The organism is Thalassospira sp. ABD4_177 (assembly GCF_056160125.1).
Map to the genome: position 1 here is coordinate 78528 of NZ_JBSWWO010000004.1, position 13855 is coordinate 92382.

The 13855-nt window shown below is 55.7% G+C and carries 12 protein-coding genes; 5 read left to right on the forward strand and 7 right to left on the reverse strand.

The window, feature by feature from the left end:
* Positions 1–218 precede the first annotated feature (218 nt).
* On the forward strand, positions 219–851 hold the full coding sequence (locus tag ACXAF0_RS18335; RefSeq protein WP_475347270.1) for a LysE family translocator: 633 nt from the start codon (positions 219–221) through the stop codon (positions 849–851).
* 57 nt (positions 852–908) lie between these two features.
* On the opposite strand, the gene ACXAF0_RS18340 is transcribed toward ACXAF0_RS18335, so the two are convergent.
* From ACXAF0_RS18340 to ACXAF0_RS18355, 4 genes are all read right to left on the reverse strand, one after another.
* Positions 909–1067, reverse strand: a complete 159-nt coding sequence (locus tag ACXAF0_RS18340; RefSeq protein ID WP_475347271.1) for a hypothetical protein — start codon at positions 1065–1067, stop codon at positions 909–911.
* Between the two features lies 1 nt (position 1068).
* Complete coding sequence (locus ACXAF0_RS18345; RefSeq protein ID WP_475347272.1) at positions 1069–2643, reverse strand: L-lactate permease; 1575 nt, start codon at positions 2641–2643, stop codon at positions 1069–1071.
* Between the two features lie 182 nt (positions 2644–2825).
* Entirely contained in the window at positions 2826–3845 is a 1020-nt protein-coding gene (locus ACXAF0_RS18350) for an LLM class flavin-dependent oxidoreductase (RefSeq protein WP_475347273.1), read from the reverse strand.
* Positions 3846–3974: 129 nt separating this feature from the next.
* Positions 3975–4865, reverse strand: coding sequence for a LysR family transcriptional regulator (locus ACXAF0_RS18355; protein ID WP_475347274.1), 891 nt, complete (start codon positions 4863–4865; stop codon positions 3975–3977).
* 111 nt (positions 4866–4976) lie between these two features.
* Between ACXAF0_RS18355 and ACXAF0_RS18360 the strand changes: the two genes are divergently transcribed.
* On the forward strand, positions 4977–6344 hold the full coding sequence (locus ACXAF0_RS18360; RefSeq protein WP_475347275.1) for an MFS transporter: 1368 nt from the start codon (positions 4977–4979) through the stop codon (positions 6342–6344).
* 65 nt (positions 6345–6409) lie between these two features.
* On the opposite strand, the gene ACXAF0_RS18365 is transcribed toward ACXAF0_RS18360, so the two are convergent.
* On the reverse strand, positions 6410–7408 hold the full coding sequence (locus ACXAF0_RS18365; protein WP_475347276.1) for a cysteine synthase A: 999 nt from the start codon (positions 7406–7408) through the stop codon (positions 6410–6412).
* 138 nt (positions 7409–7546) lie between these two features.
* Positions 7547–8158, reverse strand: coding sequence for an NUDIX domain-containing protein (locus ACXAF0_RS18370; protein ID WP_475347277.1), 612 nt, complete (start codon positions 8156–8158; stop codon positions 7547–7549).
* 291 nt (positions 8159–8449) lie between these two features.
* Between ACXAF0_RS18370 and ACXAF0_RS18375 the strand changes: the two genes are divergently transcribed.
* From ACXAF0_RS18375 to ACXAF0_RS18385, 3 genes are all read left to right on the forward strand, one after another.
* A complete protein-coding gene (locus ACXAF0_RS18375; protein ID WP_475347278.1) occupies positions 8450–10087 on the forward strand; it encodes a sensor domain-containing diguanylate cyclase in 1638 nt (545 codons plus the stop codon).
* An 82-nt stretch (positions 10088–10169) separates the two neighbouring features.
* Positions 10170–10679: an N-acetyltransferase family protein gene (locus ACXAF0_RS18380; RefSeq protein WP_475347279.1), complete on the forward strand. Its 510-nt coding sequence runs from the start codon at positions 10170–10172 to the stop codon at positions 10677–10679.
* Positions 10680–10867: 188 nt separating this feature from the next.
* Positions 10868–12328 carry an aminoacyl-histidine dipeptidase gene (locus ACXAF0_RS18385; RefSeq protein ID WP_475347280.1) on the forward strand — a complete coding sequence of 487 codons (1461 nt, stop codon included), beginning with the start codon at positions 10868–10870 and terminating at the stop codon, positions 12326–12328.
* A 48-nt stretch (positions 12329–12376) separates the two neighbouring features.
* Here ACXAF0_RS18385 and ACXAF0_RS18390 read toward each other — a convergent pair whose 3' ends face one another.
* On the reverse strand, positions 12377–13747 hold the full coding sequence (locus ACXAF0_RS18390) for a DnaJ domain-containing protein (RefSeq protein WP_475347281.1): 1371 nt from the start codon (positions 13745–13747) through the stop codon (positions 12377–12379).
* Positions 13748–13855 lie beyond the last annotated feature (108 nt).

A 13855-nucleotide genomic window follows, 5' to 3' on the forward strand; every position in this document is an offset into this window, starting at 1 on the left:
CCGTAGTGCCGCCTGATCCGGGCGGCCACTTCTATTCTTTATCATTTTCCAAGAACTTATCATTTTCCTGATCCCGGCAGGCTCGCCGGACCGGTCAGGGAAAATGTATGGTCACAATGATTTTCTTGTTGGTTGATCAAGGCGGGATATAGTCAAGGCAAGGTGCGAAACGTCATCAGTCAATGCGCACCATTTGGTCATTTGCAAAGGATCGCCCCATGGATTGGTCACAGGTTCTGAGTTTTGCGCTGGTTGCGTCACTGCTTGTCATGTCGCCGGGGCCCAATGGTGTTCTGGTCGCTAAGACGGTGCCGACATCGGGACGTATGGCCGGGATGGCCAATGTGGCCGGATTTGTGACGGCCTTTTACCTGCATGGGACTTTGTCGATCCTCGGTATTTCGGTCATCCTCGTGCAATCCGCACAGGCCTTCATGATCGTGAAGTTTTTGGGGGCGGCTTATCTGTGCTGGGTCGGGTTTAAGGCATTGCGCGACGCCTGGCGCGGGGTGAAAACAGTTGCCGAAGTTTCACCGGCAAAGCGCAAACGCACCCTGATCAAGGCCTATGGCGAGGGGTTTCTGACCAATGCGCTGAACCCGAAGGTCTCGATCTTCTATCTGGCAGCGTTTCCGCAATTCATCCCGGTGGGAGAGGGGGCGGTGACATCCGCCTTTATGTTGGTGTGCCTGCATGCAGCGATCAACGCCATCTGGTTTGCGGCCATGATTATGTTACTGGCACGACTGACCCGCTTTGCCGGCAGTGGTCGTTTTCAGCGCACGCTCAAGGCCACGACCGGTGTGGTCTTCATTGCCTTTGGCGTCAAACTGGCAGCGCTCCGCCCGTAAGGTTTCTGGCTCGGTTTTTAAAAAGTGCCGGCCGCCAATTTGGTCGGCGGGCACTTTTTATTTGCGCACGACAATCAGCGCCATGATCGCGCAAAACAGGGCAAACAGGATGTCGCTTACCGCGATGTTGTCTGTGACCAGTGCTTCAAAGGCGGCAATTGGCAGAATAATCGAGGTCAGGACGAGAAGGACCGGATTGAACAGTTTCTGTTTCATCTTATGCGCCCCCGTTCATCGTCGTGATCAGAAGAATGCCCAGCGCCATGAAGCCACATAGTGCGGTCAACATGACACCGGTTTTAAGAACGACCGACAGAACCGGTCCTTCCTTGCCCGACAGACCCACCGTCGAACACCCCACCAGGATTTTTGACGGGGCCAGCATACTGCCAAGCGAAGCCCCGGTTGCCTGTGCCGCCAGAACAAGGGCGGTCGACAGACCGGAAAGTTCGGCGGTGTGGCGCTGGAACATGCCAAATACCACGTTGGAATTGTTCGTGCTGCCGGTCATGAAGGCGCCAAGCGCACCAATGGCCGGTGAAATCACCGGATAGGCGATGGCAAAGGCACCGGAAAAGATCGCAGCACCGCCTTCGGCCAGGGCATAGGTCATACCCGCGTGATCCATGATGATGGCAAGGCCGATCACCGGCACCATGCCAATGCTGGTCGGCAGGCCGCTTTTAAGCGTGCGTTGCCAGATGCGTTTGCCAATCCCGTTATCGTAGTGGCCGCGCAGCTTAAAGAAGGTGAAGCTGATGGCGGCAGTATAAAGCAAAAGCGCGCCCGGATGGCCAAAGATGGCAATGGCCTTGGCACTTTCGGCCTCAATCACCCAACCGGTTGCGGTGGCTGTTTCCGGGAAATCGAGCGTGAAGCGGATTTTGCCCAGAAGCATTTCAACAGCCGGGACAAAGGTCGCCAGTGTGACCAGAACGATAAACACCAAATAGGGTGTCAGTGCCTCGACCAAGGGCATGTGGTGATGATCATCAACAACCTGCTCGGCGACATCATCGGGATGGGGCTTCCAGAACCGGGTTACGATGATGGATGTCACAAGTCCGGCGATCCCGGCGGTCAGGCCGCCTAGCGTCCAGACACCGTAATTGGCCATGAAATACTGCACGACACCCATCACGCCGGAAATCAGGATCAGCGGCACGATCCGCCGGCGAATGGTACGGAAGCCGCCATCCAGCCAAAGAGCCGCCGCGCCGCACATAAAGCCCGACAGGCCGAGAAGAATTGCGGAATAATGCGTAAGTTCCGTGCCGGGAATGCCGGTGACACCAATCAGTGCTTCGAACGACGTCGCCATGTTGCCAAACAGAACCGACCAGCTATGGCCAATCATCGGGGCGGCAACGGCAAGCACCGGCGAAAAGCCCATACCCAGCAGAAGCGGGGCGACAACGGCAATCGGAACGCCAAAGCCGGCAACGCCCTGAAGGAAGCTTGCAAAGACATAACCCAATATCAGAAGTTGTAGCGGCCGATCATCGGTCAGCGAGCGAATGGCACGCCCGATGGTCTTGATCGCGCCGGCTTCTTCGGCCGCGAAATAAAGGATCAGGGCCGCCCATACGATATACAGAATATAAAGTGCGAGCATCACGCCCTTGGCCTGGGCAATGATCAGCATGTCGGTCGGTGCGCCAAAGAAGAAGACAGCAAGGATGACCGTGACAAACCAGGCGGCTGCACCAGCGCGCGCAGCACCCCAGTTGGCCTTGATCATCAGAAACAGAATGGTCGCAATTGGCAGGGCTGCCAGCAGGAAGTCGGTCATGAAGGGCGCACCATAACCATTTGAAACACGGGGCTATCGTTGAAGGACTCAATGGGTGGCGCATATTGTCCGAGCTATGATGCAAGCGCAAGTGGTGTGATTTGGTATTTCGTATGATGAAATGCAAATGCAGGATTCACGAAGAACCCGGCATTTGCGAAAAAATCGGCTGTCTGTGGGGCTTAGGCGCAGTCTTTATTGTCAGACTTTTCGTTCATTTCCCCAAACAGATCGGCGGCAATTTCAAAGGATTTCAGACGTGCGGTCTGATCATAGATGTTGGCGGTTACCATGATTTCGTCGGCATTGGTCATGTAGGCGAACTCACGCAGCTTCTTGCGCACCGTGTCGCGACCACCGATGGCGGCATAGCGCATGGCGTGATCGACCCCGGCCTTTTCAACGCGGTTCCAGACCTCGTTCATATCCTCGACCGGTTTGGGCAGCTGGCCCGGTGTGCCGCGCCGCAGGTTAAGGAATTGCTGCTGCATCGAGGTGGCCAGATATTCGCCTTCCTCGTCTGTATCCGCGGCAAAGAAGCCCATGGCGGCAATCGCATAGGGTTTATCAAGCTGTTCGCTTGGCTCGAACCGGTTGCGATAAAGGGTTAGCGCATCCATCAGCATGTCGGGCGCAAAGTGCGAGGCAAAGGCAAAGGGCAGACCAAGGCGTGCTGCCAGATCAGCAGAAAACAGGCTGCTGCCAAGAAGCCACATCGGGACCTGTGACCCATAACCGGGGACGGCACGGATTGGCGGATTGCCTTCAAGCGGGGCCAGGAAAGCCTGAACCTGCAAGACGTCCTGAATAAAGCGTTCTTCGGAGCCATGCATATCACGGCGCAGGGCGGCGGCGGTGCGTTGATCCGTACCCGGTGCACGGCCGATGCCCAGATCAATACGGCCGGGGTGAAGTGCCTCAAGAGTGCCAAACTGTTCGGCGATCACAAGCGGCGTATGGTTGGGCAGCATCACACCGCCCGAACCGACGCGGATGGTTTTTGTGCCGGCGGCCACATGCGCCATGACAACAGAGGTCGCGGCACTGGCGATGCCCGGCATATTGTGATGTTCGGCCAGCCAGTAGCGGTGATAGCCAAGCTTTTCGGCATGTTGCGCAAGCGCCAGAGTATTTCGCAGCGCGTCAGAGGGATGTTCGCCCGCATTCAAGGGGCAAAGATCAAGAAGGGAATATCGTAGCATAGCCAGACTTTCGGTTTGGCGCGGGCATCGCAGAAATGGGTTTTTGCGGCGCGCCTGATTTCACGGTTGGCATTAATCTAGCGCGAAATTTTCCCCATGCCAGCCCCGAAGGCAGATTGGTTGGCGGCGTCAGGTCTGATGGGCGCTCAGAGTGCGGCTGACGAAATTGCGCAATGCGGTCGAGATATCGTTGCTTCGATAGGCAAGCGAGAGCTGCGCAATCGGCACTTCGCCCTCAATCTCGCGATAGGCAACACCCTTGGCTTGTAGCTGCGTCATCGGTTTGGGAACCAGTGAAAAGCCAAGCTCGGCGGCAACGAAATTGATCACCGATCCCAGTTGCGGGGCGATCTGGCCCATTTGTGGTTCGAACCCGGCATCGCGACAGGCGGTGACGACCTTGTCGTAATGGGTCGGGCCGACAGCGCGCGGGGTCAGGATCAGGGCCTCGTCACGAAGTTCGGACAAGGCAACCTTTTCGCGCTTGGCCGCCGGATGGCCTGATGGCAGGACAAGGACCATCGGTTCGCTTGAAATCACATGCAGGCGAATGCCATCGCCGGCAATGGCGTCCTGACGCAGAAAGACCGCATCAAGGCGTTCGTCAATAAGGCCAGCGACCAGCTGGGCAGAGTTGGCTTCTTCAAGGGTCATCTCAACGCCGGGATAACTGCGGCGAAAATCACGAAATACGCGCGGGACAGACGGGCTAAAGGCCGCAGATGCGGTGAAACCGACCCGGATGGATCCAACTTCGCCGCGCCCGGCGCGTTGGGCGGCGCGAATGGCGCGGTCGGCCAGATCGGGGAATTGGGCGACGACCTCAAGAAATGCCGTTCCGGCCTCGGTCAGTTCGGCGCCATGCGGCACGCGGTGGAAAAGGGCGGTGCCGATTTCATGTTCCAGATCGCGGATTTGTTGACTAAGCGGAGGTTGCCCAATGCCGATACGCGCGGCCGCACGGGTAAAGTTCCCTTCGCGGGCGACGGCAAGGAAGTAGCGGATGTGGCGCAATTCCATATTTGGTATATCCAAAAAATATTACAAAAGACACTTCCATATATTGGACAGATGGGAGCGAGAGTGCAATCATAAGCGTCACCCCACGAATTATTCAAAACGAGGTCGCAAATGCCTGTTTCTCGGGAAAATGGCCCGGAAGCACAGTCCGAAATATCTGAAGGTGCCGCTGATACGGTGATATCTGATGCGTCGCATGAAGCGCGGTCGCACAGCCCACTCGCGTCCACCAACGTTACCGAGACCGATGGTCCTGTCGGGATCATGCCGGGGACGGGGGCGTTTCGCCGTATCAGCATTGCACTGTTTCTGGCAGGCTACGCGACCTTTTCGCTGATTTACTGTGTGCAGCCGCTTTTGCCCGAACTGGCCGAACATTTCAGGGTAGGGCCGGCGGAAAGCTCGCTTGCGCTGTCGCTGACGACCGGGTTTCTTGCCTTGGCTATTTTGTTGGCCGGGGCAGTATCCGAGGCGATCGGACGCAAACAATTGATGCTGGTGTCCATTTGTGTGGCATCGGTCCTGAACCTGATCGCGCCGTTTTTATCTGACTGGCACGCGTTCCTTGTTGTTCGCGCGCTTGAAGGGCTGGTGTTGGGCGGGGTGCCGGCCGTTGCCATGGCCTATCTTGCCGAAGAAATAGATCCCAAGGGCCTTGGCATGGCGATGGGGATTTATATCAGTGGTACGGCGATTGGCGGTCTAAGCGGGCGTGTCGTGATCGGTTTTTTGACCGATCTGTTTGGCTGGCACATTGCGCTTGGCGCGATGGGGGCGCTTGGCCTTGCTGCGGCCCTTGGTTTTGCGGTTCTGTTACCGGCATCGCGTAATTTTCGGCGGCGTCCCGGTTTTCAGGTGGGTTATCACCTTCGGGCCTGGGGCGGGCATTTAAAACATGCGGGCTTGCCGTTTGTATTCCTGATCGGTGCCTTTGCCATGGGCTGTTTTGTAACGGTGTTTAATTATGTCGGATTTCGACTTTCGGACGCGCCTTACAGCTTGTCTCAAAGCCAGATCGGCCTGATCTTTGTTGTCTATCTGTGCGGTTCGGTGACGTCATCCATTGCGGGCGCATTATCAGACAAGATCGGGCGTGGTCCGGTGCTTGTCGCGGGATTGATATTGGCTGCCCTTGGTGTCGGGTTGACTGTATTTGACAGCCTGCCGGTGATCATTGGCGGGATCGTCATTTTGACCAGCGGATTTTTCATCGCACACTCGATTGCCAGTGGTTGGGTGGGGCGACTTGCCGAAACGGCAAAGGGCCATGCGTCTTCGCTTTATCTGTTGGCCTATTATCTCGGCTCAAGCATTATGGGGTCGGCTGGTGGCTGGTTCTGGGATCAGGGGGGCTGGAATGCTGTGGCGGGTTTTGCCGGGGTGTTGTTGCTTTGTGCGCTATTCTGCGGGCTGTATCTTTGGGGGCGTGCAGCAAAAGTCACCCGCCGATCACAATCCGGGGTGGCCCGAATGACCTGATAAAAACAGAACCCCCGCCAATAACCGGCGGGGGTTTGTCATTTCAAATGGTATTGAGGCCTATATCAGAGCCAATCGGGGCTCGGCAGACCTTTTTCCTTAAGGAACGCAGGGTTCCAGAGCTTGCTCTGATAGCGGGTGCCAAGGTCGCAGAGAACGGTGACGATGGTTTTACCCGGGCCCAGTTCGCGGGCAAGACGCACCGCACCAGCAACGTTGATCCCGGTCGAACCGCCCATGCACAGGCCTTCTTCCTTTAGCAGATCAAAGACGATCGGCAGCATTTCCTCGTCCGAGATCTGGAACGGGTGATCGATCTCGACACCTTCCAGGTTGGCGGTGATGCGACCCTGACCAATGCCTTCGGAGATCGAGCTGCCTTCTGATTTCAGCTCCCCGAATTTGTAGTGGCTGTAAAGGGCAGCCCCCATCGGATCGGCAAGGCCGATCTGGATGTTTTTATTGCGTTCCTTAAGGCCCATGGAAACACCGGCCAGCGTACCGCCGGTGCCAACAGCACAGATAAAGCCGTCAATCTTACCATCAGTCTGTTCCCAGATTTCCGGGGCTGTGGTGTCAATATGGCCCTGACGGTTGGCGACATTGTCAAACTGGTTGGCCCAGATGGCGCCATTGGGTTCGGACTGTGCAAGTTGTTCGGCCAGACGGCGCGAAACATGCACATAGTTGTTTTCATCGCGATAGGGGACGGCAGGCACTTCGCGCAGATCGGCGCCCAGAAGACGCAGCAGGTCTTTCTTTTCCTGGCTCTGGGTTTCGGGGATGACGATCACGGTGCGATAGCCCAAAGCATTGCCAACAGTGGCAAGACCAATACCGGTATTGCCAGCCGTACCTTCGACGATAACGCCGCCCGGTTTCAGAAGGCCGCGCGCCTCGGCGTCGCGAATGATGGCAAGAGCAGCCCGGTCCTTGACCGACCCACCTGGGTTTGCGTATTCCGCCTTGCCAAGAATGGTGCAGCCCGTCAGCTCGGAAACCTTTTTAAGCTTCACAAGCGGGGTGCGGCCAATGGCTTCGATGGTGCCATTGCGAATGTCCATGACAGACTCCAAACATGGTGGTTTCAAATTAGATTGATTGTTGATTGGTCTTTTTGCACACAAAAGTCAAGGCAGTTTAAAATGTACCACGTAAATATTGTGTGATTATGGTGCTTTCCCTTCAAGCAACCCACGCACTCAAACCCCGGAATTCTGCCGCAAGCGGTCCCGGTTAAGCATTAGCCACTGGACCGCGATCGTCGTCATTGCATTGCAGAGTTGTCCATTTTGCAACATGGCAAAGCATTCCTCGGCCGGAACGGTAAATACGCGAATATCTTCGCCTTCCTCGGCCAGTCCATGCAATCCGCCAACATTGCTGGCATCGACCTGGCCGCAATATAACGTAACGGTCTCGCTCGAACAGCCCGGCGTGACGTAGTAATGCGAAATAAGGTCAAGATCGCCCCGGATCTCGCATCCCGCTTCTTCGATGGTTTCGCGCCGCGCGACATCTTCTGCGCTTTCGCCGTCTTCGATGATCCCTGCCACGATCTCGGTCAGCCAGACAGGCATATCAGGATTGCTGGCATTTACCGATATGGTGCCGGGTCGGAACTGTTCAATCAGGACGACTTCATCACGGACCGGGTCATAGGGCAGGACCGCGACAGCATGGCCGCGTTCAAGGATTTCACGTTCCAGAATCGGACTTTGGGCCCCGTCAAACTTGTCATGTTGCAGGCGATAAACGTCAATCTTGCAATAGCCGTCCCAGGTGCGTTTGCTGTCGATTATTTTGAATTCCATAGGGCGCACAGCATTTCTCCCGGCCGATGTGCTGTTTGTGGAGTCATTCTGTTGATTTGTCATTGTTCTTAATATGTTGGTATGCTTATGTATGTGCGGCTGCATCTATTGTCGGTTGAGAGGATAAGAGTTCTGGGGGGCGGTCTCCTTCATTGGGGTAGGGGCGGCATCCCTTGGTTCCAATTATACCAGAAGTGGTGTAACCTTTTGGATATGGCATGCACAGAAACAAGTCGCAAATAACTGTGCTTTAATTCAGGGTTTAGGTGTCTTGGGGGATACAGGACGTTGATGCGGTTCGAGCCAACGGAAATCGCACGTCTGTATGGGCGGTCACGCGTAGGTGTTGTTGTACACAAGGATCTTGAAGCTGTGTATGTCAATGATGCCTATGCGAAAATGCTGGGCCGACGCGATGTCTCGGATTTCATGAGCAACCCGGACATGCACCAGTACATTCCGCCAAGCTTCCATCACGAGGCGGATACGCTTTCCGACAGTTTCCAGAAAAGCAGCGGCTTCCACGGTTGGAAGAAGGTTTATAACATTCGTACCGACGGTACCCCGGTCTGGATGGAAATCAGTGACGAGACTGTGGAATGGGAAGGCGGAAATGCCGTCCTGACTACTGCACAGATGATCGACAATGGCACGACTGCGATGCAGGTCGATCATATGTTGGGGCGGTCCTTTATCGGTGTGATGGTTCATCGCCACATGACAGCCCTTTATGTGAATGAAAGCTTTGCCCGCCTGATGGGGGCGGAAAATGCCAGCACATTCATGGAAAACCCCCAGATTCTGCGCTTCATCCCCGAGGAAAATCGCCCGCGTGCCATCAAGCATGTGGCAGCCATCCTGAATGGTGAACGGCGCGGTGACCGCCATCGCGTGCGTGACGTGCTTGATGATGGCAGCTTCGTCTGGCGCGATCTGACCGATGAACGCATTTTGTGGCATGACGGCAAGCCCGCCATTTTGACAACCGCGCATGATGTGCGCGACGAAGTCGAAATGCATCAGCAACTGGTGCGCGCCAAAGCAAGCCTTGAGCAGGCGGTGACCGAAGTCATACGGATGGTGCCATCGGCTGTTGCGATGCTTGATGACAAGCTTGATGTCATTCATTCCAATCACGAATTTTCCCGCCTGTTTGGCGATGAGAAATCAGACGGCAGCGAGCCGGAATTTGATATCGCGGCCCTGCGTGAATGCTGTGCAGAAATGATGCGCAACGGTCACGGCCACGCCAATATTGACGAGATGCAAACACCTTCGGGGCGCCTGGCCGATATCCGCATGAATATGATGGATGATGGCGGTATCATGGTGTCTGCCACAGACATTACCGATCATAAACGCAAGGAGCAGATGCTTGATACGCTGGCATCGACCGATGCGTTAACACGTGCTCTTAACCGGCGCGGCTTTGAAAGTGCGGTTAGCAGGCTGCGCGAAATCCGCCATCTGAAGAACAAAAGCTGGGTCTTTGGTCTGATTGTTCTTGATCTTGATTACTTCAAGAAGGTCAACGACACCCATGGACATGCGGTGGGGGACCGGGTTCTTGAAAAGGTCGCCGATACCCTGCGTCAGGCCCTGCGTGATGATGACCTTGTCGTGCGTTTGGGCGGGGAAGAGTTTGCTGTTCTGTTGCCATCCGCGACCGCGGCCGTCACCAAGCGCATCGGTGAACGGCTGTCGAACATGATCCGCGATATCCAGATGCCGATTGATAAGAACTGCACTGACGGGGCCTGCGTGCATGTGACGGCAAGCTTCGGCGCGACGGTCGGTGGCGAGGGGCGCCAAAAATTCGTGGAACTGTCAGAGGCCATGAAGATTGCCGATGACGCGATGTATGCGGCCAAAGATGCCGGGCGTGATCAACTGATCTTCCGTTTCCCAGGCCAGGAATCCGATAGCTGATGGGCTGTTTCTGGATTAAAATCTCCATCACAGTTTCAAACCGCCGCCACTGTGCTGTGGCGATGTGCTTAGCGAGGCGTTGATGAATATCCGTCCCATGACCCCGTCAGATGCTGATCGTGTTGTTGAGATTTATGGCCAGGCTATCAAATCCGGCCACGCCACTTTTCAGGAAGATCCCGGTACCTGGGAAAGTTGGGATCAGGGGCATTTGACGGAATGCCGACTTGTTGCTTGTGATGACGAAGATACGGTTGTCGGCTGGGCCGGGTTATCGGGTGTTTCCAATCGATGTGTCTATCGCGGTATTGCCGAGATATCGGTTTATGTCGACCCGGCGTGCCAAGGGCAGGGAATTGGCAAGGCGCTTCTTGCTGCACTGATTAAAGCCAGCGAAGAACACGGTATCTGGTCGCTTGAGGCCGGTATCTTTCCGGAAAATGAGGCCAGTCTGGCCCTGCATCACGCGTTGGGTTTTGAAACGGTTGGGCGAAAGCGTGGATTGGGGCGTATGGGCTATGGGCCGATGGCCGGCCTTTGGCGTGACGTGATGCTACTGCAACGCCGCAGTCAGGTGGTCGGCGTTGATTAATGTAAAATCATGTTGCGCAGATCGCTATATTGATCGCGCTAATTGCAACAGAACCGGTGTTTTTTCGAATTTGTATCTGGCTTGGGTAAAATCACCTTGGGCATGCTTTAAATTCGTGCGGCAATAGGGTAATCAACAGATCTGGGTAAGTGAGAACCCGTAGACGAAAATTTGCCAGGAGCGCCACCGTGAACGAGATCCGTAAAATTGCGCCTGTCGCAATCTGGGACAATTTCCAAAAGCTTTGCGATACCCCGCGTCCGTCCAACAAGGAAGAAGCTGTTCTGAAGCTTCTGGAAAAGATGGCCGATGACAAAGGAGCCGCGCATTTCCGTGACAGCGGTGGCAACCTTGTGATCTCCATCCCTGCAACCGCGGGCTTTGAAAACCGCAAGATGGTTATTCTGCAGGCCCATGTCGACATGGTGACCCAGGCCAATTCCGGATCGACCCACAATTTCGATACTGATCCGATCCAGATGCTGATGGATGGGGAGTGGATTACGGCGGATAACACAACGCTTGGCGCCGATAACGGTATTGGCGCTGCCGCAATGATGGCTTTCATGACCGAAGACGGTCTTGAGCACGGTCCGCTGGAACTTCTGTTCACGGTTGACGAAGAACGTGGCCTGACCGGTGCCATGAATCTTGAGCCGGGCCGCCTGAAGGGCGAGATTCTGCTTAATCTTGATACCGAAGACGAGTACGAGCTGTGTGTCGGATGCGCCGGTGGTGGCGATCTGGTCGCGACCTATGAATATAGCGAAGAAGCCGTTGGCGGCGATCTGGTGGCGCGCGATATAGCGCTGACCGGTTTGAAAGGCGGCCATTCGGGCATCGACATTATTCTTGGTCTTGGCAATGCCAACAAGCTGATGGCGCGTTTCCTGCGCACGGCAATCCGCGATTTTGATGCCCGCATCGTTACGATCAATTCCGGTACCGCGCGCAACGCGATCCCGCGTGAGTCCTTTGCTACCATCGTTCTGCCGGAAGGCAAGCTTTCCGATTTCGACGCCGCACTCAGCGCGCTTGCAAGTGACGTCAAAGACGAAATCGGGGCGATTGAGCCGAACTTCGCGATCCGCGCAACCCAGGCAGATCTGCCTGCCAAGGCCATGAGTGCCAAAGATTCTGCTGCATTTAACAATGCCTGCGTTGGTGCGCCGAACGGTGTTCAGGCGATGAGCACGTCAGTTGAAGGGGTTGTTGAAACCTCGATCAATCTTGCCATCGTCAAGCTTGCCGAGGGCAAAGCCAACGTCACGCTGTCGGCCCGAAGCTCGATCAATTCCGCCCGCGATGCCATGCGCGAAGTTGCAACGGCCGTGTTTGAAAATATCGGTGCGAGCGTAGCCTGGGGTGATGCTTATCCGGGCTGGAAACCCGATGCCAACAGCGAAGTCGTCAGCCTGATGAAGTCCGTTCACAAGGACATGTTTGGCAAGGAGCCAGAAATTCGCGTTATCCACGCCGGTCTTGAATGCGGTGTGCTGGGTTCGAAATACCCGCACTGGGACATGGTATCGTTCGGTCCGACCATCAAACGCGCCCATAGCCCGGATGAATGTGTGCATGTACCAAGTGTTGCCCGCTTCTGGGATTATCTTCTGGCCGCGCTTAAGGCGATCCCCGCCAAGGGATAAGGTCGCTAAAAGACTTGATGAATTGGATGCGGCTGATCGGGAAACCGGTCAGTCGCATTTGTTTTCGGCACACCATGCATCCCGGGCATCCGCGCCATTGCCCGGTACCAAGGCATCCAGATTTACAAACCCGGTTTCGCCAATACTGGTTTCAATCTCGATCCAGAAACCCTGACTGTCACCGGCGGCATAGACGGTTTCAAAACGGGTGAGGCGGCGGATGATGGTGTCATTAACACTTGGCCCATCGCGCAAGTTTAAAAGTTCGCGGTCGACATAATAAGGATCACGGTCTTCGGCCATCAGGTCCTTGACCTGTCGCGTGATTTCAGTGCCCTGACGCGCGACCAGTTCTGGGATGTCACGGGTAACAAAGCCCTGACCCGGACCAAAGGCGATCAGAGCGGCAAAGATCAGAACAAAAAGCGGGCTTAGATGCAAAAGCGCATCCATCATGCCTGCGCGTTTCCATTCATCGCGTACGCGGCGCGCTGGTTGACCGTCATCAAGGCGGCGCTGGCTTGCGCGGACCTGTTCGGCAAGGGCAGACCGGTTGGCACCGATAAAATCAAGCGCCTGCATCAAGACAGCGCGCGCAAGCGGCTTGTTGCCCGACCGTTCAAACGCGTTGGCCTGGGTGAACAACATCTTGGCATTGCCTTCGGGTGGGAAGGTGCCACCCCGCATATTACCCAGAATGGCCTTCCACGCGGGCAAGAAGCTTTTCCAGCCCCAGAATCCGCGCAGCCACGTTTTGAAACTGGCGCGAAGGGCCATGCGTTTCGCGCCCTTGGGGGCAAGGTTGGCGGTAATGGTTTCAATCGAACAGGAATTCAGAAAGCCACGAACAACGGTAAATTCGACCTGACGCGGCTGGGCCGATACCACGCCGGTGACAGCACACTGAATGAAGCCTTGTGCGTTGGGTTCTGTTCGTTTGCTTTTATGTCGTCGGGCGCCGGGGTGAATGTTGCTTTTGCGTGCGTTTGTTTTGGCTTGTTGCTCGCGGTAAGCCTGATTGGCGCGGGCGACTTTTTCTTCTGTCGTTTCGCGCGCTTTTTCCTGTTTGCGTCCGGCGCCGGCAAAGCCCTGTTTCTGTTGGTTGGCATTTTGCGCACCAGCCGCATTCGGGCCATAGGCGCCGGAAGTGGATTGGCCGTTTGGGCGGGTATTTGTAGTTCCGCCGGGCTTTTTCGCCCCCGCGGCACCCGCTGACGGCTTTGGCGGTTTGCGTTCGCCAATCAGGATTTCATAGGCTTCGGTAATGTCTTTGAACTTGTCTTCCGAGTCCGGGTCGGTGTTGCGGTCCGGATGAAATTCAAAGGCCAGCTTGCGATAGGCCAGCTTGATTTCCTTCGCGCTCGCGCCGGGCGCAATATTCAGCATGCGATAATAGATGCCGAGGTGGTCAGTGTTCATGATGAATGAAAGTTCCTGTCAGACATGCTTCCCGGCGCGGGAATTCAGCAAATTACAATTTTATCGATAGCATTTCGCGGTGCAATCATAGGGTTGAAATCTTAACAC

Bases quoted from the DNA above. Each gene is read 5' to 3' on its own strand.
- ACXAF0_RS18370 (WP_475347277.1), bottom strand. From the start codon at position 8,158: ATGGAATTCAAAATAATCGACAGCAAACGCACCTGGGACGGCTATTGC.
- ACXAF0_RS18380 (WP_475347279.1), top strand. From the start codon at position 10,170: ATGAATATCCGTCCCATGACCCCGTCAGATGCTGATCGTGTTGTTGAG.
- ACXAF0_RS18365 (WP_475347276.1), bottom strand. From the start codon at position 7,408: ATGGACATTCGCAATGGCACCATCGAAGCCATTGGCCGCACCCCGCTT.
- ACXAF0_RS18355 (WP_475347274.1), bottom strand. From the start codon at position 4,865: ATGGAATTGCGCCACATCCGCTACTTCCTTGCCGTCGCCCGCGAAGGG.
- ACXAF0_RS18335 (WP_475347270.1), top strand. From the start codon at position 219: ATGGATTGGTCACAGGTTCTGAGTTTTGCGCTGGTTGCGTCACTGCTT.
- ACXAF0_RS18350 (WP_475347273.1), bottom strand. From the start codon at position 3,845: ATGCTACGATATTCCCTTCTTGATCTTTGCCCCTTGAATGCGGGCGAA.
- ACXAF0_RS18340 (WP_475347271.1), bottom strand. From the start codon at position 1,067: ATGAAACAGAAACTGTTCAATCCGGTCCTTCTCGTCCTGACCTCGATT.
- ACXAF0_RS18345 (WP_475347272.1), bottom strand. From the start codon at position 2,643: ATGACCGACTTCCTGCTGGCAGCCCTGCCAATTGCGACCATTCTGTTT.
- ACXAF0_RS18375 (WP_475347278.1), top strand. From the start codon at position 8,450: ATGCGGTTCGAGCCAACGGAAATCGCACGTCTGTATGGGCGGTCACGC.
- ACXAF0_RS18390 (WP_475347281.1), bottom strand. From the start codon at position 13,747: ATGAACACTGACCACCTCGGCATCTATTATCGCATGCTGAATATTGCG.
- ACXAF0_RS18360 (WP_475347275.1), top strand. From the start codon at position 4,977: ATGCCTGTTTCTCGGGAAAATGGCCCGGAAGCACAGTCCGAAATATCT.